Annotated in this window: 25 protein-coding genes; 9 read left to right on the forward strand and 16 right to left on the reverse strand. The window is 68.9% G+C overall.

Annotated features, from left to right (window positions below):
• Positions 1-9: 9 nt before the first annotated feature.
• Both M3195_RS15785 and M3195_RS15790 read right to left on the reverse strand, forming a co-directional pair.
• Entirely contained in the window at positions 10-684 is a 675-nt protein-coding gene (locus tag M3195_RS15785) for a cation transporter (RefSeq protein ID WP_251588985.1), read from the reverse strand.
• Complete coding sequence (locus M3195_RS15790; RefSeq protein WP_374209335.1) at positions 684-1,016, reverse strand: ArsR/SmtB family transcription factor; 333 nt, start codon at positions 1,014-1,016, stop codon at positions 684-686. Before M3195_RS15790 ends, M3195_RS15785 begins: the two co-directional genes overlap by 1 nt.
• A gap of 105 nt (positions 1,017-1,121) precedes the next feature.
• Between M3195_RS15790 and M3195_RS15795 the strand changes: the two genes are divergently transcribed.
• Entirely contained in the window at positions 1,122-1,598 is a 477-nt protein-coding gene (locus M3195_RS15795) for a GNAT family N-acetyltransferase (protein WP_251588989.1), read from the forward strand.
• 6 nt (positions 1,599-1,604) lie between these two features.
• Here the strand turns inward: M3195_RS15795 and treZ are convergent, their stop codons facing one another.
• From treZ to M3195_RS15815, 4 genes are read right to left on the reverse strand one after another with little or no spacing between them, the layout of a single operon-like run.
• On the reverse strand, positions 1,605-3,362 hold the full coding sequence (gene treZ, locus M3195_RS15800) for a malto-oligosyltrehalose trehalohydrolase (protein WP_251588991.1): 1,758 nt from the start codon (positions 3,360-3,362) through the stop codon (positions 1,605-1,607).
• The gene (gene treY / locus M3195_RS15805) at positions 3,359-5,707 is read right to left on the reverse strand and encodes a malto-oligosyltrehalose synthase (protein WP_251588993.1); all 2,349 of its coding nucleotides are present in this window, start codon (positions 5,705-5,707) and stop codon (positions 3,359-3,361) included. The genes treZ and treY overlap by 4 nt, the downstream gene beginning before the upstream one ends.
• Entirely contained in the window at positions 5,704-7,914 is a 2,211-nt protein-coding gene (gene glgX, locus M3195_RS15810) for a glycogen debranching protein GlgX (RefSeq protein WP_251588994.1), read from the reverse strand. Before glgX ends, treY begins: the two co-directional genes overlap by 4 nt.
• Entirely contained in the window at positions 7,911-8,195 is a 285-nt protein-coding gene (locus M3195_RS15815; RefSeq protein ID WP_251588995.1) for a hypothetical protein, read from the reverse strand. Before M3195_RS15815 ends, glgX begins: the two co-directional genes overlap by 4 nt.
• Before the next feature lie 326 nt (positions 8,196-8,521).
• On the opposite strand from M3195_RS15815, the gene erm reads away from it, so the two are divergent.
• Positions 8,522-9,295 (forward strand): 23S ribosomal RNA methyltransferase Erm, encoded by a 774-nt coding sequence (gene erm, locus M3195_RS15820; RefSeq protein WP_251588996.1) that lies wholly within the window; start codon positions 8,522-8,524, stop codon positions 9,293-9,295.
• Between the two features lie 63 nt (positions 9,296-9,358).
• Positions 9,359-10,762, forward strand: coding sequence for a threonine synthase (thrC, locus tag M3195_RS15825; RefSeq protein ID WP_251588997.1), 1,404 nt, complete (start codon positions 9,359-9,361; stop codon positions 10,760-10,762).
• 18 nt (positions 10,763-10,780) lie between these two features.
• Here the strand turns inward: thrC and M3195_RS15830 are convergent, their stop codons facing one another.
• From M3195_RS15830 to M3195_RS15840, 3 genes are all read right to left on the reverse strand, one after another.
• Entirely contained in the window at positions 10,781-11,191 is a 411-nt protein-coding gene (locus M3195_RS15830; RefSeq protein WP_251588998.1) for a VOC family protein, read from the reverse strand.
• An 86-nt stretch (positions 11,192-11,277) separates the two neighbouring features.
• Positions 11,278-11,544, reverse strand: coding sequence for a glutaredoxin family protein (locus tag M3195_RS15835; RefSeq protein WP_251588999.1), 267 nt, complete (start codon positions 11,542-11,544; stop codon positions 11,278-11,280).
• Positions 11,545-11,604: 60 nt separating this feature from the next.
• A complete protein-coding gene (locus M3195_RS15840) occupies positions 11,605-12,612 on the reverse strand; it encodes an FUSC family protein (RefSeq protein ID WP_251589001.1) in 1,008 nt (335 codons plus the stop codon).
• A 43-nt stretch (positions 12,613-12,655) separates the two neighbouring features.
• Between M3195_RS15840 and M3195_RS15845 the strand changes: the two genes are divergently transcribed.
• Both M3195_RS15845 and M3195_RS15850 read left to right on the forward strand, forming a co-directional pair.
• A complete protein-coding gene (locus M3195_RS15845; protein WP_251589003.1) occupies positions 12,656-13,999 on the forward strand; it encodes a M20/M25/M40 family metallo-hydrolase in 1,344 nt (447 codons plus the stop codon).
• A 58-nt stretch (positions 14,000-14,057) separates the two neighbouring features.
• On the forward strand, positions 14,058-15,512 hold the full coding sequence (locus tag M3195_RS15850; protein ID WP_251589005.1) for an MFS transporter: 1,455 nt from the start codon (positions 14,058-14,060) through the stop codon (positions 15,510-15,512).
• Positions 15,513-15,528: 16 nt separating this feature from the next.
• On the opposite strand, the gene M3195_RS15855 is transcribed toward M3195_RS15850, so the two are convergent.
• The 5 genes from M3195_RS15855 to M3195_RS15875 form a co-directional block, all read right to left on the reverse strand.
• A complete protein-coding gene (locus tag M3195_RS15855; protein WP_251589007.1) occupies positions 15,529-15,849 on the reverse strand; it encodes a hypothetical protein in 321 nt (106 codons plus the stop codon).
• 150 nt (positions 15,850-15,999) lie between these two features.
• Positions 16,000-17,169 (reverse strand): RtcB family protein, encoded by a 1,170-nt coding sequence (locus tag M3195_RS15860; protein WP_251589011.1) that lies wholly within the window; start codon positions 17,167-17,169, stop codon positions 16,000-16,002.
• A 300-nt stretch (positions 17,170-17,469) separates the two neighbouring features.
• Positions 17,470-17,811: a hypothetical protein gene (locus tag M3195_RS15865; RefSeq protein ID WP_251589012.1), complete on the reverse strand. Its 342-nt coding sequence runs from the start codon at positions 17,809-17,811 to the stop codon at positions 17,470-17,472.
• A gap of 129 nt (positions 17,812-17,940) precedes the next feature.
• Positions 17,941-18,342, reverse strand: a complete 402-nt coding sequence (locus M3195_RS15870; RefSeq protein WP_251589013.1) for a VOC family protein — start codon at positions 18,340-18,342, stop codon at positions 17,941-17,943.
• 31 nt (positions 18,343-18,373) lie between these two features.
• Positions 18,374-19,141, reverse strand: a complete 768-nt coding sequence (locus M3195_RS15875) for a siderophore-interacting protein (RefSeq protein WP_251589014.1) — start codon at positions 19,139-19,141, stop codon at positions 18,374-18,376.
• A gap of 98 nt (positions 19,142-19,239) precedes the next feature.
• Between M3195_RS15875 and M3195_RS15880 the strand changes: the two genes are divergently transcribed.
• The 4 genes from M3195_RS15880 to M3195_RS15895 all read left to right on the forward strand — a co-directional run bounded on the left by M3195_RS15880 (position 19,240) and on the right by M3195_RS15895 (position 23,137).
• Entirely contained in the window at positions 19,240-20,235 is a 996-nt protein-coding gene (locus tag M3195_RS15880) for an ABC transporter substrate-binding protein (RefSeq protein ID WP_251589016.1), read from the forward strand.
• Between the two features lie 76 nt (positions 20,236-20,311).
• Complete coding sequence (locus M3195_RS15885) at positions 20,312-21,364, forward strand: ABC transporter permease (RefSeq protein ID WP_374209336.1); 1,053 nt, start codon at positions 20,312-20,314, stop codon at positions 21,362-21,364.
• On the forward strand, positions 21,354-22,385 hold the full coding sequence (locus tag M3195_RS15890; RefSeq protein ID WP_251589018.1) for an iron chelate uptake ABC transporter family permease subunit: 1,032 nt from the start codon (positions 21,354-21,356) through the stop codon (positions 22,383-22,385). The genes M3195_RS15885 and M3195_RS15890 overlap by 11 nt, the downstream gene beginning before the upstream one ends.
• Positions 22,382-23,137, forward strand: coding sequence for an iron ABC transporter ATP-binding protein (locus tag M3195_RS15895; protein WP_251589020.1), 756 nt, complete (start codon positions 22,382-22,384; stop codon positions 23,135-23,137). Before M3195_RS15890 ends, M3195_RS15895 begins: the two co-directional genes overlap by 4 nt.
• A gap of 17 nt (positions 23,138-23,154) precedes the next feature.
• Here the strand turns inward: M3195_RS15895 and M3195_RS15900 are convergent, their stop codons facing one another.
• On the reverse strand, positions 23,155-23,352 hold the full coding sequence (locus M3195_RS15900; protein WP_251589022.1) for a hypothetical protein: 198 nt from the start codon (positions 23,350-23,352) through the stop codon (positions 23,155-23,157).
• 37 nt (positions 23,353-23,389) lie between these two features.
• Entirely contained in the window at positions 23,390-24,346 is a 957-nt protein-coding gene (locus M3195_RS15905) for a DNA-3-methyladenine glycosylase family protein (protein ID WP_251589024.1), read from the reverse strand.
• Positions 24,347-24,377: the final 31 nt, after the last annotated feature.

Here is a 24,377-nt window from a genome sequence, read left to right on the forward strand (position 1 = left end):
GCCGGCCGCTCAGTGGTGGTGATCGTGGTGGTCGTGGTCGTCCTGTTCGCTCTCGAGGATCATCCCGACGGACGTCGCACAGGAATCGCCCTTCCAGGCCTCGACGCCCTCGCGGATCGCGAACCCGGCGATCACGAGTCCGGCGACGGCATCCGCCCACCACCAGCCGAGCAGGCTGTTGAGCGCAAGCCCGAGGAGCACGGCGACGGAGAGATACGTGCAGATCAGCGTCTGCTTCGAATCGGCGACGGCCGTGGCGGATCCGACCTCTCGGCCCGCTCGCCGCTCAGCCAGCGAGAGGAAGGGCATGACGACGACGCTGACGGCGGCGAGCACCAATCCGACCGGGCTGTGCTCGGGACGCGCTCCGCCGAGCAGCGAGAGCGCCGAGGTGATGGCGACGTACGCGGCCAGCGCGAAGAACGCGACGGCGATCACGCGGAGCGTCGGCTTCTCCCACCGTTCGGGGTCTCTGCGGGTGAACTGCCAGGCGACCGCGGCTGCCGAGAGCACCTCGATGGTGGAGTCGAGTCCGAAGCCGAGGAGGGCGGCGGATGAGGCGACCGTGCCGGCGGCGATGGCGACGAACGCCTCGATCACGTTGTAGAAGATGGTGATGGCGACGATGAGGCGGATGCGTCCGTGCAGTGTCGTGCGTCGCGCGTGGCTGAGCGTGGTCGTCATCAGCACGTGCACCCGTCGCCGTTGCAGCAGCCGGGCTCCACGAGCAGCACGACCCTCATGAGTTCATCGAGTGCGGGAGCGAGGTGCGGATCGGTCAGCTCGTACCGGCTGCGACGACCGTCGGCGGTGCTTTCGACGAGTCCGCATCCGCGCAGGCACGCGAGGTGATTCGACAGGGACTGGCGGGTCACCCCGAGCTCGTCCGCCAGGTCTGAGGGATAAGCCGGGGCAGCGCGCAGTGCGAGCAGGATCGCGGCGCGCGTCGGGTCGGAGAGCGCATGCCCGAGGCGCGCGACGGCGGAGGTGTGCGAGAGGGATGCCGTGAGGGTCACGGCCTCACAGTACATCTCTCGGTGAATTCATTACAAGATGAATTCGCGCAACATCCCGAAACGTCACCTCGATAGGGTCGTGCCCGAAGACGATGAGGAGGACTCATGGGCGTGTCGATCCACCGTGTCGATTGGGAGCATCCGGACGCCGTACGGCTGCGCGCTGCACAGCGTCGGGAGCTCGACGAGCGATACGGGAGCGACGATCACGAGCCGGGAGTCATCCCCTCCGCCGACGACGTCCCGGTGTTCCTCCTCGCGCGGGACCCCGCAGGGGAGGCGATCGTCTGCGGCGGCCTCCGCCCGCTCGACGAACCCGACCTGGGAGACGCGGTCGCCGAGATCAAGCGCATGTACGCGGCACCGGAGGCGCGGGGCACCGGCGCTGCCGCATCCCTGCTGCGAGGGCTGGAGGACGAGGCGCGCACCCTCGGCATCCGTCGTCTCGTGCTCGAGACGGGTACCGCGCAGCCCGATGCCGTTCGCTTCTACTCGCGCGAGGGATACACGGCGATCCCGCTGTACGGGCACTACGTCGGCAGCGACCTGTCGCTGTGCTTCGCGAAGGACCTCGCGCCCTGACCAGGCTCAGAGCAGCGGTCCGACGATCGCGGCCGACTCGGGACCGAGAGTGATCCGGTCCTCGTGCGGACGGGACTCCGCGGTCTCGAGCAGCACGGCGTCTCCGGGTCGGATCTCGAAGTCGACCTCTCCGCCGGTGAGGTTCACCAGCACGGCCACCGCGCCCCGGTCGATACGGAACGCTCGCGCGTCGGGAGCCGTGTCCGCGTTCTCGACGGCGGCGACGGTGTGCGTCATGTCGGGGTCGGTGAGTTCCGGCCGCTCCCGCCGCAGCGCGGTCAGGCGGCGGTAGAGGGACCGGAGGCGGGCGTGAGACGGGTCGTCGATCTCGTCCCACCGCAGGTGCGAGCGTTCGAACGTCGCCGGATCCTGCGGGTCCGGCACCTGGGCCGGGTCCCATCCCATCTTCGCGAACTCCGCGATGCGCCCCTCGGCGGTCGCGCGGCCGAGTTCCGGCTCGGGATGCGAGGTGAAGAACTGCCACGGCGTCGACGCACCCCACTCCTCGCCCATGAACAGCATCGGCGTGCCGGGGGCGGTGAGGGTCAGCACCGCCGCGACCGCAAGCCGCTCCGGCGAGAGGGTCGCCGACAGGCGGTCTCCCGCGGCTCGGTTGCCGATCTGGTCGTGGTCCTGCGCGAACGTGACGAGGCGCCACGCGGGAACCGTCTCCGGGATCCGCGAGCCGTGGTCCCGCTCCCGGAACGACGAGTAGGTGCCGTCGTGGAAGAACCCGGACTGCGACGTCTTCACGAGCGCCTCAGGGTCGGCGAAGTCCTCGTAGTACCCGGAGGTCTCGCCGGTCAGCGCGACGTGGGCGGAATGATGCCAGTCGTCCGACCACTGCGCGGTGAGCCCGTAGCCCCCGGCTTCGCGGGGCAGGATCAGCGTCGGGTCGTTCATGTCCGACTCGGCGATCAGCGTCAGCGGGCGGCCGAGGTGCGCCGACAGCGCGTCGACCCGCTCCGCGAGCTCACGCAGCAGGTGCGTCGGGCTGTCGTCGTGCAGCGCGTGCACGGCGTCGAGGCGCAGGCCGTCGACGTGGAAGTCGCGCAGCCACGTCAGCGCGTTCTCGATGATGTACTCGCGCACCTCGTGCTCGTCGAGGTTCACGGAGGCGCCCCACGTGTTGCTCTGGCCGTCGCGCAGGTACGGTCCGAACTCGGGCAGGTAGTTGCCGCTCGGTCCCAGGTGGTTGTAGACCACGTCCTGGATCACGGCGAGGCCGCGATCGTGCGCCGCCTCCACGAAGCGCTGATAGGCGGCGGGGCCGCCGTAGGCCTCGTGCACCGCGTACCAGAGCACGCCGTCGTAGCCCCAGTTCCACTTCCCGTTGAAGGCGTTGACCGGCAGCAGCTCGACGTGGGTGACGCCGAGACCTGTGAGGTGATCGAGCCGTCCGATCAGCGCGTCCAGCGTGCCGTCCGGGGTGAAGGTGCCGACGTGCAGCTCGTAGATCACGCCGCCGGCGAGTTGGCGACCGGTCCAGTCCTGGTCGTCCCACTCGAAGAGGTTCGTGTCGAACACTGCTGAGGGGCCGTGCACGCCGCCCGGCTGACGCAGCGAGCGGGGGTCGGGGCGCAGGTCGTCGCCGTCCCCGAGAACGAACCCGTAGCGCTCTCCCTCCGGCAGGTCGACGTCGATCGCCCACCACCCGTCGCGGTGTTCGTCGCGAGCGAGTTCGTGCTCGCCGATCACCGCACCGCCGGGAGTCAGACGACGCAGGCGCACGCGCTCGGACCGCGGAGCCCAGACGCCGATCATCGCTCGTCCACCAGCAGGGCGACGGGGTAGGTGTCGAGCAGTTCGGCGAGCCGCACGGAGCCCGGCCCGATGCGACGACCCGTGAAGGCGTCTGTCGCGGGGAGATCATGGCGAAGCAGCACCGTATCGCCCCAGCCTCCCCGGCGATCGAGAGCGACCGGCAGTCGCGTCGCCACGGCGAGCACGCCGCCGCGGTCCATCGCCACCACATGATCGGATGCCGAACCAGCGGCGACTCCGGGTCGATAGCGTTCGAAGAGCTCTGGGTTGTCGCGGCGCAGCCGCAGCGTGCGGGAAGTGACGAGCATCTTCGCCATCGCGGAGTCGTCGATCGGCGGCAGGTCGCCGCGCGCCACGTCGGCGTCGAGCTTCCGCAGCATCCGTTCCCTCTCCGCGAAGTCGACCGGACGGCGATTGTCGGGATCGACGAGCGAGTGGTCCCAGAGCTCCGTGCCCTGATAGACGTCGGGAACGCCCGGCGCCGCGAGCTGCAGCACCTTCGCGGACAGCGAGTTGCTGCGACCGGCGCCGACGATCTCGTCGACGAAGCCCTGCACGATCTCGCGGGCTGCACCGTTCGCCGCCTCGGCGATCGCGATGACGCCTCTCTCGAACTTCTCGTCAGGATGCTGCCAGGTGGTGCCCTCTGCGGCTTCCCGTGCCGCCTTGAGGCCGTACTCGCGCAGCCGCTCGGTCGAGATCGGCCAAGCGCCGACGGCCGCTTGCCACAGCAGGGCGTCGAACGGGCCGTGGCCGGTCGACGCGACGGCGCGCAGATCCGATAGGACCTCGGCCCACCGCTGCGGCACCTCGGCGATCACCGAGAGACGGGCACGCACGTCCTCCGAGCGCTTCGTGTCATGCGTCGACAGGGTCGTCATGGAGTGCGGCCAGGATGCCAGTCGGGCGCGTTGCGCCTCGTGGAAGTCGTCGACCGACAGCGACGCGATCGACGGGTCGGCCCCGACCTCGGTCAGCGTGCCCAGCCGCGTGAAGCGGTAGAACGCGGTGTCCTCGACGCCCTTCGCCATCACCGCGCCGCTCACCTGCGGGAAGCGCTCCGACACCTCGAGCGCCGTGTCGAAGAGCAGCGGCGTCAGTTCGCCGATGGCCTCGGCGAGGTCGGGCCGGCGTGCGGTCGCGGCGTCGATCGCCTGCTGCAGGTGCTCGCCTCCGGCCGGGAGGTACGAGCGGTACACGGGGAAACCCGCGACGATCTCGGCGAGGGCGTACTTCGCCGCGACGACGCCGTGAGGCAGCGACCGCACGAGTCGGTGCACCTCGGACTGCAGGATCGTCTCGGCGACCATGCGCTTCGTCGACACCGTGAGGTCGTGCCATGCCTCCAACGGGGACAGCCCGGTCTCCTCCCGAAGGCGGGCGTCGAGCGCGTCGAGCTCCGCCACGCCGTCGCCGTCGATGAGCACGCGGTCGATCTCGGCCAGGGCGTCGTACCCGGTCGTGCCGTCTGTGCGCCACCACGACGGCAGCTCCTCACCGGGTTCCAGGATCTTCTCGACCAGCGTGTACGCCGCACCCGTGGCATCCGCGAGGTTCTCGAGGTAGCCGGCTGGGTCGACCAGGCCGTCGGGGTGGTCGACACGCAGGCCGTCGGCGAGACCGTCGGTGATCCAGCGGACGATCTCGCGGTGGGACTCCTCGAACACATCCGGGAGCTCGACGCGGATGCCGGCCAGCTCCGGCACCGCGAAGAAACGGCGGTAGTTCAGCTCGGCGTTCTGGTCCGCCCAGAAACGCAGTTCGTAGTTCTGCGCGTCGAGCAGCGCCGGCAGGTCGCCGACGAGCTCGCCCGTGCCCGGCGCGAGCGGGAGCACGTGCTCGAAGTAGTGCAGCGTGCCGTCGGGGGCATCGTCGGTAGGAGTCGTGTCGACCTCGAGGTCGCCGGCGGCCAGCACCTCGGAGACGGATGAACCGAGGATCGGCAGGCGGATGCGACCGTCGCCGAGTCGACGATCGACGTCGAACGCGATGGCGTGACGAGACGCACGACCGAGACGCAGCACATCCCACCACCACGGGTTGTCGCGCGGGCTTCCGACGCCGACGTGGTTCGGCACGATGTCGATGAGGATGCCGAGACCCGCTGCGCGCGCCGCGGTGGCGAACCGGTCGAGTCCGTCCGGCCCGCCGCGCGACTCGTCGACGTGCGAGTGGTCGACGACGTCGTAGCCGTGGTCGGAGCCCGGGGTCGAAGCCAGCAGCGGCGAGAGATACGCCCACGACGCGCCGAGCGCCGACAGGTACTCCGTCGTCGCCGCGGCGTCGTCGAGTGTGAATCCGGCGCGGATCTGCAGGCGATACGTCGAGAGCGGACGCCGCGTCATCGAGGGAGCTCCGGAGTCGGGGCCGGGGCAGGTGCCTCGGTGCGCTCGGTCTGCATACGCAGCGATGCCTCGACCGAGTCGTCGGTGGGTGGCTCCTCCGCCGCGGCTTCGCGCAGCACCAGCAGCGAGGCTGCCTCGAGGGTGATCGACGACCCGGGAGCGAGTCGGGTCTCGCCCGCGCGCTCGCCGAAGGTGTCGACGACCACGTCCCAGGCATCTCCGAGACGGTCGTCGGGGAGCACGGCGTCGACGGCGTCCGTTCCGCTGTGGAAGTAGACGAGGAAGTTCTGATCCGACACCGGCTGGCCGCGGCGGTCCTTCTCACGGATGCCCTGGCCGTTGAGGAACACGCCGACCGCGAGGCCGAAGCCGTTGTCCCAGTCCTCCGGCTCCATCCGGCGACCGTCGGGTCGCAGCCAGACCACGTCGGGCGTGCGCTCGCCGTCCTCCGAGCGAACAGGGCGTCCGTCGAAGAAGCGGCTGCGACGGAACGTCGGATGATTGCGACGCAACCGGGCGAGGGCGGCGGTGAACTCGATGAGCGGATGGTCGGCCGCTTCCCAGTCCACCCAGGTGATCTCGTTGTCCTGGGCGTAGCCGTTGTTGTTGCCGTGCTGCGTCCGGCCGAGCTCGTCGCCGTGCGCGATCATCGGCACGCCCTGCGACAGCAGCAGCGTCGCGAGGAAATTGCGCTGCTGGCGGGCGCGGAGCCGGTTGATGCCCTCGTCGTCGGTCGGACCCTCGACGCCGTGATTGGACGAGCGATTATGCGATTCGCCGTCGTTGTTGTCCTCGCCGTTGGCCTCGTTGTGCTTCTCGTTGTACGACACGAGGTCGCGCAGCGTGAAGCCGTCGTGAGCGGTGACGAAGTTGATCGAGGCGACAGGACGACGGCCCGAGTGCTCGTACAGGTCGGCCGACCCGGTCAGCCTCGACGCGAACTCGCCGAGCGCCTGCGGCTCGCCACGCCAGAAGTCGCGGACGGTGTCGCGGTATTTTCCGTTCCACTCGGTCCACTGCGGAGGGAAGTTGCCGACCTGGTATCCGCCGGGACCGACGTCCCACGGCTCGGCGATGAGCTTGACCTGCGAGACCACCGGATCCTGCTGCACGAGCTCGAAGAACGCCGCGAGGCGGTCCACGTCGTAGAACTCCCGCGCCAGGGTCGATGCGAGGTCGAAGCGGAAGCCGTCGACGTGCATCTCGGTCACCCAGTAGCGCAGGGAGTCCATGATGAGCTGCAGCGAATGCGGGTTGCCCGCGTTCAGGCTGTTGCCCGTGCCGGTGTAGTCGGTGTAGTACCGGCGATCCTCCTCCAGGCGGTAATACGCCTCGTTGTCGATGCCGCGCATCGACAACGTCGGGCCGAGGTGGTTGCCCTCCGCGGTGTGGTTGTACACCACATCGAGGATCACCTCGATGCCTGCTGCGTGCAGCGCGCGGACCATCGCCTTGAATTCCTGCACCTGCTCGCCGTGCTGGCCGCTCGAGGCGTAGTCGTTGTGCGGGGCGAAGAACCCGAGGGTGTTGTACCCCCAGTAGTTCGACAGCCCCTTCTCCTCGAGGATCGAGTCGTGCACGAACTGGTGCACGGGCATCAGCTCGATGGCGGTGATGCCGAGATGCACCAGGTGCTCGATGACGGCGGGGTGCGCGATACCGGCGTAGGTGCCGCGGAGATCCTCGGGCACCTCGGGGTGCTGGATGGTTAGACCCTTCACGTGCGCCTCGTAGATCACGGTCTGCGCGTAGGGCGTCTTGGGCAGACGGTCGCCGGCCCACTCGAAGAACGGGTTCACCACCACGCCCTTCACCATGGCCGCGCCCGAGTCCTCGTCGTTGCGCGAGTCGGGGTCGCCGAAGTCGTAGCCGAACAGCGGCTGGCCCCAATCGAGTCGGCCGGAGACGGCCTTGGCGTAGGGGTCGAGCAGCAGCTTGTTCGGATTGAAGCGCTGCCCCTGCGCAGGGTCGAACGGTCCGTGCACGCGGTAGCCGTAGAGGCGACCGGGCTGGATCGACGGCAGGTAGCCGTGCCACACGAATGCGTCGACCTCTTCGAGCTCCACGCGGTGCTCGGTGCCGTCCTCATCGAAGAGGCACAGCTCGACCTTCTCGGCTCCCTCGCTGAACAGCGCGAAGTTCGTGCCCTGTCCGTCGAACGTCGCCCCGAGGGGATACGGCGACCCGGGCCAGACCTCGAGGCTCACAGAGCGCGCCGAACAGACGCTGCGCGGTGCAGGACCGTCTTCACCGCTTCGTGGAAGTCGTGCACCTGCGCCACCTCCTCCGCGCGGGGGTACGGCACTCCGACGTAGCAGACGAAGACCGGGGCGACGTGCTCGATGTATCCGACGGGACCCTCATGGAAGACAACGTAGCGGTCGATGTCGACGCGCTCGTACAGGGGCTCGGGAGCAGGAGTGGCCTGCGGCGGGATGTCCGTCGCCTCCGTGCGTTGGTCATGTGCGGTGGGGGTGTTCGCAGACATGAGTGCTCCCGATTCTGTAGTTGATGAGCCTCACGCTACGAGTTCTGATCGAGAAGAAATATCCCATTGCCATGAGGCGACTCACACGCTATGTCGCTGCGCATCGCGTGCGCCCGTGAGCTAGGCTGGCCCGCATGATAGACAGCGCGCCCGTGATGGGGCGCATCGCCGTGTTCCGCGACCGCCGCCCCTGACGGCGCGCTCGCACTCGCACGCATCAGCGCGCCGTCCACCGAGATGTCATCGCACCTCGGGACGGGCTGTCTCTCGACGCATCGCGTCCACCCTCCTCAGAGGTGCTCCGATCACTCTTCCGGAGCGCACTCATGCCTCGTTCACACCATGGCGGCCGCCACGAGCTCGGCCAGAACTTCCTCACCCACACGCCCACCGTCGACCGGATCGTCTCCCTCGTCGGCGCGACCTCGGGATCGATCCTCGAACTCGGAGCCGGCGACGGCGCGCTCACGAGACCGCTGGCGCGTCTGGGTAGGCCGCTCACCGCGCTCGAACTCGACGAGCACCGTGCCAAGCGTCTCGACGCCGCTCTGCCGCGCGTGACCGTCCGCGCAGGCGACGCGCTGCGGCATCCTCTCAACGCGGACGTCGTCGTCGGCAACATCCCGTTCCACTTGACCACCCCGATCCTGCGGCGGATGCTGTCGTCGCACCGTTGGACGCACGCCGTGCTGCTCACGCAGTGGGAGGTGGCGCGCAAGCGCGCGGGCGTCGGCGGCGGCACGATGATGACCGCGCAGGTCGCACCGTGGTTCACGGCCGCCCTGGAGGGGCGGGTGCCGGCATGGGCCTTCACGCCTCAGCCGAGCGTCGACGGCGGTCTGCTCACGATCGCGCGCCGCGACGAGCCGCTCGTGTCGCCACGCGACCGTCGCGCGTACGAGGCGTTCGTCCGCGCCGTCTTCACCGCGCGCGGCGCGAGCTTGACCGCCATGGTCTCCGCGGCGACGCACGTCGGCGCTGCGCGCGCGCGAGCGGCCCTGCGCGAAGCGGGCGCCGCCTCGCGGCGCCTGCCGCGCGATCTCCGGGCCGAGGAGTGGGTCGGACTCTGGCGAGCCCTGAGCGGTTCGCGACGATCGTGAAACCACCGACGGCGCACCTGCGACAATGGAGATCCCGTGCCGATTCCGAACCGAGGAGCTCCCGTGCAGTACATCTCCACCCGAGGCGGCATGACGCCGCTGCCGTACTGCGAGACGCTGCTCGAAGGCCTCGCCCCCGACGGCGGTCTCGCCGTGCCCGAGGTCATGCCGACGGTCGACGGGGAGACCCTGGAGCGCTGGCGCGCGCTCACCTATCCGCAACTGGCCACCGAGGTGCTCGGCCTGTTCGCCACCGACATCCCGCGCGAGGACCTCGCCCGGATGACGGCCGCGGCCTACGCGCCGTTCCCCGAGGAGGTCGTGCCGCTCCGCGAGATCGACGGGGGTCTCACCCTGGTCGGGCTCTCGGAGGGACCGACTCTGGCGTTCAAGGATCTCGCGATGCAGTTCCTCGGTCAGGTGGTCGAGTACGCGCTGGAGCAGAGGGGCCAGGTCCTCAACGTCCTCGGGGCGACCTCGGGAGACACCGGCTCGGCCGCCGAGCACGCGCTGCGGGGCAAGGACCGCATCTCGGTCTTCATGCTGTCGCCGCAGGGGCGCATGAGCACGTTCCAGCGAGCGCAGATGTTCTCCCTCGACGACGACAACATCCACAACATCGCGATCGACGGCGTCTTCGACGACTGCCAGAACCTCGTCAAGGCGCTCGCCGGAGACCTCGACTTCAAACGGTCGCAGCACCTCGGCGCGGTGAACTCGATCAACCTCGCTCGCATCACCGCGCAGGTCGTCTACTACTTCTGGGCGTGGTTGCGTGCGACGGATGCCGGGGGCTGGACCGAGGTCTCCTTCACCGTTCCGTCCGGCAACTTCGGCAACATCCTCTCCGGATTCTTCGCCAAGGAGATGGGGCTCCCAATCCGTCGCCTCGTGCTGGCGGCGAACGAGAACAACGTGCTCGACGAGTTCTTCCGCACGGGCGTCTACCGCCCTCGCAGCGCCGCGCAGACGCTCGCGACCTCGAGCCCGTCGATGGACATCTCGAAGGCCTCGAACCTCGAGCGATTCATCTTCGAGCTCGTCGGCCGCGACGCCGCCCGTGTGGTGAGCGCGTGGAACGACCTCGACACGCAGGGTCACTTCGACTTCACGGCGGACCTCGCCCGCTTCGTCGACGAGTACGGCATCGTCAGCGGCACCTCGACGCACGACGATCGCCTCGACACGATCCGCTCCGTCTACGAGGCGTCGGACGACGTCATCGACCCGCACACGGCCGACGGCGTGAAGGTCGCTCGTGAGTACCTCGAGCCGGGGGTGCCCATGCTCGTGCTCGAGACGGCGAAGCCGCAGAAGTTCGCCGCCACGATCCGCGAGGCGATCGGCATCGAGCTGGACTACTCCGACGAGCTCCGCGCCATGCTCGACGCTCCGCAGCAGGTGACCGAGATGGCCGACGACGAGCAGGCACTCCGGGCGTTCATCCAGGAGAACGCGCTGCACTGACCGCGTGCGGCGCTCCGGTCACTCGGGGTCGCCGTGCAGCATCCACGCGATGCCGAAGCGGTCGACGAGCATCCCGAAGGTACCGCCCCAAGGCGGCGTATCGAGCGGCATGGTGACCGTCGCCCCCGCGGACAGCGCGTCCCACACCTCCTGCGTGCGCGCCTGCGTGTTGCCGCTCAGCGACACCGAGATGCCTGCCGGAGCCTCGTACGTCATCCCGTTCGGGGTGTCCGATGCCATGAGCACGAGGCCGTCGTCGGTCGTGAGCTGCGCGTGCATCACGAGGTCCCCCTGGTCCGGATCCTGCACCATGTCGGGGAACTCCCCGAAGGTGGTGATCTCGAGGTCACCCCCGAGCACGTCCCGGTAGAACTCCATCGCCTGCCGCGCCTCGGTGCGGAACGAGAGATACGGATTCAGGTTCGCCATGACTGCTCCCGGGTGTGTGATGCGGGGCCGACGCGGCCCTGTCGCACGATCATTGTGCGTCGGGCGCGCTGCCTGCACAAGGAGTCTCAGGAAGGCAGAGCCTTCACGGCCGCCGTCAGCACCTGCGGCACCGTCGGAACGCCTTCGGCGCGGAACACCGCAGCACCCGTGGCGTCGCGGATGATGACGGTCGGAGTGGATCGGATCTCGAGGGCCTCGGCGGCGTCCGGGTCGCGCGCGACATCGATCTCGGTGACGGTGGCATCGGGGAGATATCGGGTCGCCTCGGCCAATACGGAACGCGTTCTCGCGCAGGCGCCGCAGAACGCCGAGGTCACCAGGGTCAGCTCCATGATCGTCGTCCTCTCACACAGGGGAGAACGGGATGCCGCCCGCGGCTGTTCCCGAACGGGTCACGCCTCGGCGGGGGAGCGCGGATGGAGGAGACCGGACGCGGCGCCGAGAGCTGCCCCGACCACGGTGTCGACGATGCGCTCGCCCGCCACGTCCATCGAGCCGATGTCGCCCGTGGCAGCCCCGGTGAGGAGGAGCACGAGCGGGGTGATGAAGACGAGTGCGAGCGCGTAGTGACGCACGACGACGAGCTCGATCGCGAACTGCAGGGCGCCGAGCAGCAGTGCCAGCCACAGCCCGGTCGGATGCAGGAGCGCCAGCAGTGCGTACACACCCGCGCCGACGACCGTTCCCAGCATCCGGTGCAGACCCCGCTGCACGGCCGCACGGCGGGCTGCGGCGATGCCGATGACCGCCACCGCCGACCCGACGATCCAGTAGGTGCGGGCCGGGTCGACGACGAGACCGAGCAGCACGCCCAGCACCGCCACGATGGCGACGCGGAGGAGCAGCAGGCGGGAGTCGGCGTCGAGCGACGGCCCTGGGAGCAGTTCGCCGAGCGGACGCGCGGCGACGGACCGCGGGCGGGGGAGCAGGAGCGGTGCCATCGCCACCGCGTACGAGAACACGCACCCGCCGGCGAGAGCGCCGAGGTAGACGAGTGGCGCCACCGGCGAACTCGCGGCGATGTGGGCGGATAGCCCGAATACGAGCACGAAGAACAGCGGCCCTGGCGGCCCCAGGCGGAAGCCGAACGACAGTGCGGCGCTGACGATCGCGACGACGACGACGCCGACGCTGACGAGCCACGGGCTGCCCGACACCGCGACGCCGAGCGCGGCACTGGCGATGAGGCCGGTGGCGACGAACGGCAGCACGCGCGCCCGATCGACCGTCGGCGCCGAGCCGGCGAACAGCACCGTGAAGGCTCCGGACGCCGCGATGTACCCGAGCGAAGGCTGACCGAGCAGGGTCATGATCGCGATCGGTGCGGCAATCCCCAGCGCGGCCTGTGTGGCGAGGGGCCATCGCGGGCCGCGGGACGGGGCGAAGGCGAACAGGCTCACCCCTCGATTCTCTCGCGTTCCGTGAGATGCCTCCGCCGATACCATGGCCCTCGTGACAGATCCCCGCCCCGGAATCGCCGACCGCCTCTCGCGGATGATCCAGCTCCCCACGGTGTCGGCCGAGCTCGATCAGCGCGGGATGCAGCCCTTCGAGGACTTCCTCGCCCTCCTCCGAGAGCTCTACCCGCTGACGCACGAGGCGCTGGCTCTCGAGCGGCACACGGACTTCGGCCTCCTCTTCCACTGGCGGGGCCGCGCGGGTCGAACGGCAGATCCGGTGGTGCTGATGGCGCACTACGACGTCGTTCCGGTCGACGAGAGCGACGACTGGACCCATCCGCCCTTCGCCGGGGTCGTCTCCGATGGAATCGTGTACGGTCGCGGAGCGCTCGACGACAAGGGCCCGCTCATAGTCGTGCTCGAAGCGGTCGAGAACCTCCTGGCGGGCGGGTTCTCCCCGGCGCGCGACGTGTACCTCTCGTTCGGGGGTAATGAGGAGACGTTCGGCCGTGCCGCCGAGGAGATCGCCCGCGTGCTCCGCGACCGCGGCATCGTTCCGTGGCTCGTCGTCGATGAGGGCGGAGCTGTCGTCGACGCCCCGCTGCCCTTCGTGCCCGGCCGAGCCGCGATGATCGGCGTCGGCGAGAAGGGGGTCATGACCCTCACACTGTCGGCCCGCGGCGACGGCGGCCACGCCTCGGCCCCGCCCAGCCTGACGGCCGTGCGCCGCGTCGCGCGAGCGGTGGACCGCCTCGGGCCGACGACCTTCCGGCCTCGGGTCTCGACGGCCGTCGCCCGCATGCTGACGCGCTTCGCCGCCGAGACGCCGGGCGCAGCCCGTCACCTGCTGCGGCTGCTGGGAGCCGCGCCCTGGCTCACGGGACGGGTGTTCGCGGCGCTCGGCGGCGAGGCTGCGGCGCTCGTGCGCACCACGGTCGCTCCCACGATGCAGTCCGGCGGCACGGCCGCGAACGTCCTGCCCTCACAGGCGTCGGCAACGGTGAACCTGCGCATCGCGCTGGGGGAGACGACGCAGCAGACCGTGCTGCGGGTGCGACGGCGCATCCGTGATCCGCTCGTCACGGTGACGGTCGTCGACGCCAGCGAGCCCTCCCCGGAATCGTCGGTCGACACCGAGCAGTTCGCTCTGCTCGCCGACGCGCTCGCCGTGTCCCACCCCGGCATCCCCGCAGTGCCGTACGTGATGATGGCGGCTACCGACTCCCGGCACTTCCACCGCTTCGCCCCGGCCGTCTATCGTTTCGCTCCGCTGGAGATGTCGAACGCGCAGCGGGCATCGATCCACGGGGTCGACGAGCACGTCGAGATCGCGGCTCTCGAGCGCGGCGAGCGCTTCCATCGCGCGCTGCTCGAACGGCTAGGGTGATCTCACCCGTTCCCGGTCGCCGCCCCGACCGGTCCCGCCTTGTCACCGAGGAGTCGCGATGACGCGCACCCGCACCCTTGGCACTCTCGCCGCCGTCGTCGGCTTCCTGGCGTTCGTCGAGTTCACGAGCGGTGTGCTGCAGGGGTACTACACGCCCATGCTCAGCGACATCGCGCGCCACCTCGGCATCCACGACGCCGACGTCAACTGGCTCGAGGGCACACAGCTGATGCTGTCGGCGCTCGTCGTTCCGGCGTTCGCAAAGCTCGGCGACATGGTCGGCCACAAGCGGATGCTCCTCATCTCCACCGCGCTGACCGCCGCCGCCGCGCTGGTGCTGCCGTTCACCGACTCCTTCGCCCTCTTTCTCATCGGCTGGACTCTGATGGGCTTCTACGTCGTGTGGCTGCCGCTCGAGATCGCGCTGATCTGGTCGCGATCAAGGCACCTGGAGGGCCGGGCCTCCATCACGGCGAAGGCCGCAGGTCTGCTCGTCGCCGCTCTCGAAGGCGGCGCGATCATCGGAGCCCTCGCCGGCGGAGCGCTCATCGACGTGCTGCCGCTCACCGTCGTGCTGCTCATCCCCGCCCTGCTGATCGTCGTCTGCTTCTTCGTGATCCTGTTCGGTGTGACCGAGTCGCCGGAGCCGGTCGGCGGCGTCTTCGACACCGTCGGCGTGATCCTCATCTCGCTGGCCCTCATCTGCTTCACGGGCGGTCTCAGCCTCCTCCGCCTCGAGGGTGGGCTTGTCAACCCGCTGTCGTGGGGCGTCGTGCTGCTCGGCATCCTGCTCGTGGTCCCGTTCGTGCTGTGGGAGCTGCGCAACGACGACCCGCTGATCGACGTGCGCATGTTCCGCTCCCCGGCTCTCGGACCGGTGTTCCTCACCGCAGGACTCTTCGGCGTCAGCGTGCTGGGCGCCCAGGCACCGCTGTCGACGTTCGCGCGCACCGATCCGGAGATGTACGGCTACGGCCTCGGAACCACCGGATTCGCCACCTCCCTGATCATCGGCATCTATCTGATCGGCATGATCGTCGGCGCCCTCCTGTTCCCGGTGATCGCCCGGGCTCTCACGCCAAGGGTCACGCTGATGGGGGCCTCGGTGCTCGTCGGCGTCGGATTCCTGCTCTTCCTGCCCTTCCACCATGCCTATGCCCAGGTCATCACGAACATGGTGGTGGTGGGTCTCGGATCCGGTGCGCTGGTCGCGGCCCTTCCTGCTGCCGCGGCATCGGCTGCTCCCGCGACGCAGACCGGCGTCGCGACGGGGCTCACGAACTCGGTCAAGACGGTGGGCGGCGCGATCGCGTCGTGCGTGTTCGGCATCGCTCTGCTGAACGGGGCGGCCGGTGCCGTGGAAGGCACGGCCGGCTCTTTCGCGGGGTATGTCACGGTGTGGGTGGTCTGCGGCGTCACCGCGCTGATCGCGGCGGTCCTTCTCGTCTTCGTCCCGAAGACGGCGTTCACCGACCGGGCGGATGCCGAGGCGGCCGTCGAGCCGGTGCTCTGACCTCGCGGGCCGCGTGTCACTTGCGGTCGAGGCCGAAGGTGCGCTTCACGAGCGCTTGCACATCGCGGTCCAGGCCGTCGATGCGGGCGCTCATCGCGTCGATGCGACTGTGCACCACGTCGAACTTGCTGTCCACCGAGTCGAATCGACTGTTCACGGCGTCGAATCGGGCGGTGGTCTCGGCGCGCAGACCAGTGATCTCCGCCACCATCTCGCCGCGGAGTCCACCGATCTCGGTGCGCAGGATCCGGACGAACAGCGTCGAGACGACGCCGAGCATGCTGAACAAGAGCGTCGAGATGACGCCGATCACCGTCCAGGTCTGTGCATCGTTCATGAACCCCATCCTCCGATCGTCGCACCGACGCAGCGAGTCTGCCACGGTCGCGCGACAACGGATTCCGGGATTCCACGAAGAGGGGAGAACCCGCGACGGAGTCGAGGTGTGCAGGAGGGGTGGACGACGTCGCCCGTCGTCCACCCCCTATCAGTCGCCCTTCACGTTGACGAGCTGCCGCAGCGTGTGCCGGATCGACACGAGGCTCGCGGCATCCGCCATCACCCGGTCGATCGGCTTGTAGGCCTGCGGGATCTCGTCGACGAACGCGTCGGTGTCACGGAACTCGATGCCCGTCATCGCCTCGCGCAGCTGCTCGAGGGAGAACGTGCGCCGTGCCGCGGACCGAGAGTACTCCCGGCCTGCGCCGTGCGGGGAGGAGTTCAGCGACTGCGGATCCCCGAGCCCCTCGACGACGTACGACGCGGTTCCCATCGATCCGGGGATGAGCCCGGGCCGACCGGCGTCCGCCTGGATGGCTCCCTTCCGGGACACCCAGACCTGCTTGCCGTAGTGCTTCTCCGACTCGGTGAAGTTGTGGTGGCAGTTGATCCGCTCCTGCTCCTCCACCGGCGAGCCGAGGAACTCCGACACCTGACGGATGACGCGGTCCATCATCTCCTCCCGGTTCAGCAGGGCGAAGCGCTGGGCCCACCGCAGTTCCCGGATGTACCGGGTGAACTCGGGCGTGCCCTCGACGAGGTAGGCCAGGTCGGGGTCGGGGAGGTCGATCCACCATTGCCTGGCGAGCCGCTGTGCGACGCCGATGTGGTGACCGGCGATCCGGTTCCCGACGCCTCGTGACCCCGAGTGCAGGAACAGCCACACGCGGTCGAGCTCATCCACCGACACCTCGATGAAGTGGTTGCCCGAGCCGAGCGTACCCAGCTGCAGTCGCCAGTTCCCCGCGTACGTCGCAGGGTCGAAGCCGTTCTCCTCGGCGAGCTGCTCGAGCTCGGCGATCCTGGGCTCCGCCGTCGCGACGATCTTGCGGTTGTAGCGACCGGCGGACAGCGGGATGGCGCGTTCGATCTGCTCCCGCAGTTCGGCGAGGTCGCGGCCGTCGAGGTCGCTTCTCGTGAACGCGGTGCGGACGGCGATCATGCCGCAGCCGATGTCGACGCCGACCGCGGCGGGGATGATCGCACCGAGCGTCGGGATGACCGAGCCGACCGTCGCCCCCTTTCCGAGGTGTGCGTCCGGCATCAGCGCCAGGTGCGGGTGGATGAACGGCATGCGGGCCGTGGTGTGCGCCTGATCGAGCGTCTTCTCGTCGATCAGAGACGCCCACGACAGCAGCCGTGCGGAGAGCCTCTCCATGATTCCTTCCTTGTGGTGATGTCCAGCCACAGGTCGGGAGTCTCCCGTACGGAAAACGCCCCGGACCTGACGGTGCGGGGCGTTGCGAGAGCGGATGCTGTCACACGGCGCGCGCCGGAGGGTACGACTCGTAGCGGTCATCGTGCTTCTGCTGAAACATCGACACCGCTGCGATGGAAAGATTCCGCAGGGCGGTCATCCGTCGTCTCCTCGGCTGGTGTGCTGGGCCGATCGGCACAGCCTTGCCACAGTAGGGGACGACACGCCCGGGCGTCAAGCGGCGTCGGCGTGACCCCGGCGTCATTCGCGGTCGAGGCCGAAGGTGCGCTTCACGAGCGCCTGCACGTCGCGATCGAGTCCGTCGATGCGAATGCTCATCGCATCGATGCGGCTGTGTATCGCGTCGAACCTGCTGTCGACAGCGTCGAACTTGCTGTCGACCGCGTCGAACTTGCTGTCGACGGCGTCGAAACGAGCGATCATCTCGCCCCGGAGTCCGCCGATCTGGGCGTTCATCTCGCCGCGGAGTCCGCCGATCTCGGCGCGCAGGATTCTCACGAAAAGGGTTGAGACGACGCCGATCATGCCGAACAGCAGGGCACTGACGACGCCGATCATCGTCCAGGTCTGCGCATCGTTCATGAACCCCATCCCCCGATCGTCGCATCGATCAGGCGAGTCTGGCACGTGTCCGCGACAACGGATTCCGGGATTCCACCGACGGGGGGAAAGGCCACCGAAACCTCGTACGGTGCAGAGAGAGTCGGCGCGTCAGCTCTCCCGAGGTGGGTTGTGCATGAACTCGATGCGGATGCCGTCGGCATCCTCGACGAAAGACGCGTAATAGCGAGCCGAATACCGCGGGTACTCCTTCGGCTCGCGGACGACGGTCCAGCCGGCATCCTTGGCGATGTCGTGCAGACGATCGACCTCGTCGCGCGAGTCGACGGCGAAGGCGATGTGCTGCCAGCCGATGCGCCCGTGCCGATGCGGCTCCGAGTTCTCATCCCAGACATAGAGGATGATCTCGGTCTCGTCCCCGTTGTTCCAGGAGATCGAGTGGCCGTCTTCCCCTCCGCTCACGTATCCGAGAGCGGTGAGCACGGGGTGGAATTGCGTCCGTCCGCGTTCGAGGTCGTCGACGGTGATGCCCAGGTGATCGAGAAGAGCCATCCGCCCAGTCTGTCAGGGCGCCGCGCCGGTGTCAGTGGGGTGCGTGATACTCGGCTTCGCCGCGCTTCCAGTAGCCCTTCACGACCGCCTTCCCGGTGTCGATGCCCCACCGCTCCAGGAGAGCCCGGCCGGGCTTCACGACCGACTGCTCGGCGGCGATGAAGACGAACGAGTCGGCGCCGACGGCGTCCGCATGAGTCAGTCCCTCGAGGAGCGCGATCAGGGCGGAGCCGGATGGCGCATCGCCTCGGTGCCGCCACTCGACCTCGACGGGCGCGTCGATGTCGACCTCGTGCTCCGCCGACACGGTCTCGACGATGATCCGCGCCGGCGCACCCGCGGGGATGAGCGCGGAGAAGCGTCGGATCGCGGGGATGGCCGTCTCATCGCCGACGAGGAACCAGGACCCGGGTTCGCCCGTGATGACGGCCGAGCCGCGCGGCCCGCCCACGCCGATCGATGACCCGAGGGGAGCGTTCGCCGCCCATGGCGCCGCTACCCCGGCGTCGCCGTGCACCGCGAACTCCACGTCGAGCCAATCGGAACCCCAGGCCAACGGAGTGTACTCACGACTCGGCGCCGCGCGCATCTCCTCGACCGATCCGACGGGCCCGGCGGGGAAGAACAGGCGCATGTGGTCATCGGCTCCGAGCGACTCGAAGCCCGCGAGGTCGCTGCCCGTCAGGCGTACGCGCACGAACTCGGGTGCGAGCCATTCCCGCGCCGAGAGGGTGACGGAGCGGAACCGCAGGTCTAGTCCGCGACGCTCGATCGAGAAGCCGGATTTCGTGTTGCTCATGAAGTAAGGCTAACCTACATTGGACCGGGGTTAGGTGTGCCTAACTCCGACCGTTCCGCGCCGAGAGCGCGATGTCCCAGCAGAACAGGAGTCCCTCCATGTCCATGCCCAGAACGCTCACCGCTGTCGGATTCGGCCTTGCCGCCGTGCTCGCCCTCGGCGGCTGCGCCGCCACCGCAGAGGCCCCTGACTCCGGTGAGTCGGCGGCCGACGACTACTATCCGGTCACGGTCACCGACATGGCAGGCAACGAGGTGACGATCGAGAGCGCCGACAGCGTCGCGATCACCGACAACCGCTTCTTCCAGCTCGCCGCCGATTGGGACCTCCCCGTCACAGTCGCGCCGCTCGACCTGTTCAGCCCCGAGAACCCGCTCAAGGACTCGTCGGAGATCCTCAACATCGGCCTGCACACCGAGCCGGACTTCGAGCAGATCGTCGCCGCCGACCCCGACCTGGTCGTCAACGGCTACCGGTTCAGCAGCGAGGAGAACGCGCAGGGCGTGAAGGACGCCGCACCCGACGCCGCATTCCTCGACATGACCGGCCCCGAGGACCAGTCGGCCGACGAGTTCGTGGTCGAGAGCATCACCCTCATGGGCGAGGTCTTCAACAGGAAGGCGGAGGCCGAGGCCCTCGTCGATGACTTCCACACCGCGCTCGACGAGGCCAAGGACGCCTACGACCCCGAGAAGACGGTGATGGGCCTGGTCACCTCGGGCGGCGAGATCAACTACTCCAATCCGACCGACGGGCGCGGTGCCAGCATCTTCTTCGATCTGGTCGGGATGACCCCTGCGCTCGACGCCGAGGGCACGACGGACCACACCGGCGACAACGTCTCGCTCGAGGCACTCGCCCAGGCGAACGCCGACTACCTGCTCGTGCTCGACCGCGACGCCGCCGTGTCGGAGGAGGGGCAGACCGTGGTTCCCGCCCTCGAGCTCATCACCGGTTCGGCGGCGCTCGCGAGCGTCCCGGCCGTGCAGAACGAGGCCATCACCGTGATGCCCGCCGACTACTACCTGACCGAGGACGTGTTCGCGTACACCGCGGTCCTGAACGGACTCACCGAGCTGTTCGAGTCCGCCTGACGCGCTGACGCCGCGTGCGCGCCGCTACTCGTCTGCGGGGGACGCGGCAGCGGCGCGCACCCGTACGGAGACACCTGTGACCTCGACGATCCCCGCCGAGCCGCCGCCTCGGCGCATCACGAACATCGACGCCCCCGGCGGCACCGCATCGCATCGGCGTGCCCGCTCCCGATGGGCGCGCACCTGGCCCCTCCTGCTCGCCGGAGTGCTGACCCTCGGTCTCATCGCGATCTCGATCTTCACCGGGGTCGCCGACATCACGGCTCCCGACGGTGAGGGGCGGGAGTTCCTCTGGATCACCCGTGTGCCGCGGACGGTATCGCTCGTCCTCGCGGGGGCGAGCATGGCGATGGCGGGTCTCGTGATGCAGCTCATGACGCAGAACCGCTTCGTCGAGCCGACCACGGTCGGCACGACCGAATGGGCGGGGCTCGGTCTTCTCGTCACGTACATCCTGCTGCCGGCGTCCGGTGTCATCGAGAAGATGGCGATCGCGATCGTGTTCGCGTTCGTCGGCACGCTGGTGTTCTTCGCGTTCCTGCGTCGGGTCACGCTGAAGTCCTCGTTGATCGTGCCGATCGTCGGCATCATGTTCGGCGCCGTGGTCAGCGCCGTCTCGACGTTCCTCGCCCTGCGCTTCAACCTCCTGCAGGTGATCGGCGGGTGGTTCATGGGTCGCTTCACGGGCATCGAGATCGGCCGCTACGAGCCGCTGTGGATCGTGCTCGGGGTCTGCGTCGTCGTCGTGATCGCCGCGGATCGCTTCACCGTCGCCGGTCTGGGGCGCGACATCGCCACGAACGTCGGCCTGCACTACGAGCGCGTCGTCCTGCTCGGTGTCGGGCTGGTCGCGATGACGACCGGTGTCGTGACGGTGATCATCGGCGCTCTGCCGTTCCTCGGGCTCATCGTCCCGAACCTCGTCGCGATGGTGCGCGGAGACGATCTGCGCTCGAACCTCCCGTGGGTCTTCCTCACCGGGATCTGGATCGTGACGGTCTGCGACCTCATCGGCCGCACGATCATCATGCCCTTCGAGGTGCCGATCTCGCTCGTGCTGGGCGTCGTCGGCTCCGCCGTCTTCATCGCCATGCTGCTGCGGGCGCGGAGGGGGACCGGTGTCCGCTGACCTCGGCCTCCGACCGCTCTCGCGGCGGACCGGATCCTTCGCGGATCCCGCTCATCGCCGGCGGTACCGGCTCGTCCTCGCCGCGCTGATCGTCGGGGCGGTGGTCGTCACTGCCCTGCTGCTCTGCTGGGACAATCCGTACGTGCCGTTCAGCGGGCGGTGGCTCCGGATCTCTCGGATGCGCGTCTCGGGTGTGCTCGTCGTCGCGGTCGTCACCTTCTGCCAGGCTTTCGCGACCGTCGCGTTCCAGACCGCCACGAACAACCGCATCATCACCCCGTCGATCATGGGGTTCGAGTCGCTGTACGTGCTCATCCAGACCGCGATCGTGTTCTTCTTCGGCGTCACGGGTCTCTCGGGGTTCGATCCCTTCACGCGGTTCCTGCTGCAGTCCGCCCTCATGGTGCTCTTCGCCGTCCTCCTCTATTCCTGGCTGCTCTCCGGACGCTTCGGGAATCTGCACGTCATGCTGCTGATCGGCATCATCCTCGGCACCGGCATGGGCGCTCTCTCGACGTTCCTGCAGCAGATGCTCGACCCCAACGAGTTCGACGTGCTCGCGGCGCGTCTGTTCGGCAGCATCACGAACGCGAACACGGACTTCCTGTGGTTCGTCATCCCGGTCTGTCTTGTCACGGGCGGAGCGATCTGGATGCTCGCGCGACGCCTCGATCTCATCGCGCTCGGCCGCGACGTCAGCACCAACCTCGGGCTGGATCACAAGCGACAGGTCATGCTCGTGCTCACGCTCGTCGCGGTGCTGTCCGCGATGAGCACCTCGTTGTTCGGTCCGATGACGTTCCTCGGATTCCTCGTCGCCACTCTCGCCTACACCATCGCCGACACCTACGATCACCGCCTGCTGCTCCCCGTCGCGTGGCTGTTGGGCTACGTCGCGCTGGGCGTGGCCTACTTCCTGCTCAAGCACGTCTTCACCCTGGTCAGCGCCGTGACGATCATCGTCGAGCTGATCGGCGGGCTCGTCTTCCTGATCGTCATCCTCCGAAAGGGGCGACTGTGATCCGCATCCGCGATCTCGTCCACCGCTACAGCGGCGACACCGAGATCGGGCCCATCTCGCTCGATCTCCCGGCCGGCGGCATCGTCGCGTTGATCGGTCCGAACGGTGCCGGCAAGTCCACCCTGCTCACGATGGCGGGCCGGCTCCTCGCTCCGGACGCGGGCACGGTGGAGATCGCGGGCGTCGACGTCCATCGCGCGCCGTCGAGGCAGGTCGCGAAGATCGTCTCGATCCTCCGGCAGGAGAACCACTTCGTCACCCGGCTCACGGTCCGCCAGCTCGTCGGTTTCGGTCGTTTTCCGCACTCGGGCGGGCGACTCACTCAGGTCGACGAGGACAGGATCTCGGAGGCGATCGACTTCCTCGGGCTGACCGATCTCGAACAGCGTTTCCTTGACGAGCTCTCCGGCGGCCAGCGGCAGCGCGCCTATGTCGCGATGGTGCTCGCGCAGGACACGGAGTTCGTGCTGCTCGACGAACCGCTCAACAACCTCGACATGAAGCACGCGGTGCAGATGATGAAGCATCTGCGCCGTGCCGCCGAGGAACTCCGGCGCACGATCGTCATCGTGCTGCATGACATCAACTTCGCGGGGCACTACGCGGACCGCATCTGCGCCATGAAGGACGGGGAGGTCGTCGAGTTCGGCACGCCGTCCGAGATCATGACCGACGAGGTGCTCACCCGGGTGTTCGACACTCCGGTGCGTGTGATCGACGGGCCGTCCGGTCCGCTCGCCGTCTACTACTGAGAGCGGCGACCGTCGGGTCACAGCTCGATGCCGTGGTCCTCGTCGTTCACACCGGCGTTACGACCGCGTCGCGACTCGTAGCCGAGGAACCAGCCCAGCCAGACGATCGCAGCGAGCAGGATGCCGAGCCACACGTTCTGGAAGACGAGACCGATCACGACGCCGGCGACGAGCAGACCGACGGTGACGGAGACGCGGAGTGCGGTGCGTGACATGGTCTCAGCCTAGAGCCGCCACGGGGCCTGCGCGCGGTCAGTGCCGACGGTGGTCGGCCGGGGTGAGCCGGGGGCCGCGGCGCGGCTCACTGACGCCGCTCGCGAAGATGAGGCGGATCACACGCTGCCGGTGACCCGCCCAGGGGGCGAGCAGTTCCAGCATCCCGTCGTCGTCGGTGCGGTGCCCCGTGAGGGCGTGCCCGACCTCGTGAGCGAGGTGGTAGTCGCCGACGCTCACGGCGTCGGGGTCGCCCAGCGCGCGGAGTCGGGTCTCGGCGGAGGTCCACACGCCGATGCCGGGGAGACTCGTGAGCACACGATCGCGGTCGTCGCCCGTCGTCGCGGCGCGGAACGCGCGGGCGAGCGAATCGGCACGCGCGGCAGCTCGCACGATCGTCTTGGACTGCGGGGGCTGAACACCGGCACGGTGCCAGTCCCACGAGGGGATGCGGTGCCATTCGGATGCCGTGGGCGCGGCGTACATGGGGCGGGGAGTGGGACCCGGCGCTCGATGGCCGAACTTCGTCACCAGCAGACGCCACGCTCGGAAGGCCTCCAGCCCGGTGACCTTCTGCTCGAGGATCGCGCAGGCCAGCGCGTCGAAGACCTCGTTCGTCCGGGCGAGGCGGATGCCCGGAGACCGCCGCGCGACCTCCGCGATCAGGGGATGGTGGGAGGGGTCGAAACCCGAGGGGTCGTCCTGTGCGCCGCACAGTGCAGGCACGGTGTCGAGCGCCTCGCCTGCGCCGGCGCCCCAGGCGCTCGCCCTGATCTCGTCGCCGACGGCCCGGAGCGCGAGCGTGGCCGCTCCGCGCGACGTGCGCAGGGTGCGCCAGATGACGGCGCCGTCGAACACCATGGTGGGATCGCCGGGGCCGCGACGGAGCATGCCGACCGTGCGTCGGACGTCGACGTGATGACCGGGTCGGTACACCGATTCCCGACGAGGGTGAGCGGCCGGCTCGGCGGCTGCGGCATCCTGCGTCAGGGTCATGCGCCCACCCTACGCGGCAGGGCTGACACCC

Source organism: Microbacterium hydrocarbonoxydans (genome assembly GCF_023715885.1).
Lineage (GTDB): Bacteria > Actinomycetota > Actinomycetes > Actinomycetales > Microbacteriaceae > Microbacterium > Microbacterium hydrocarbonoxydans_C.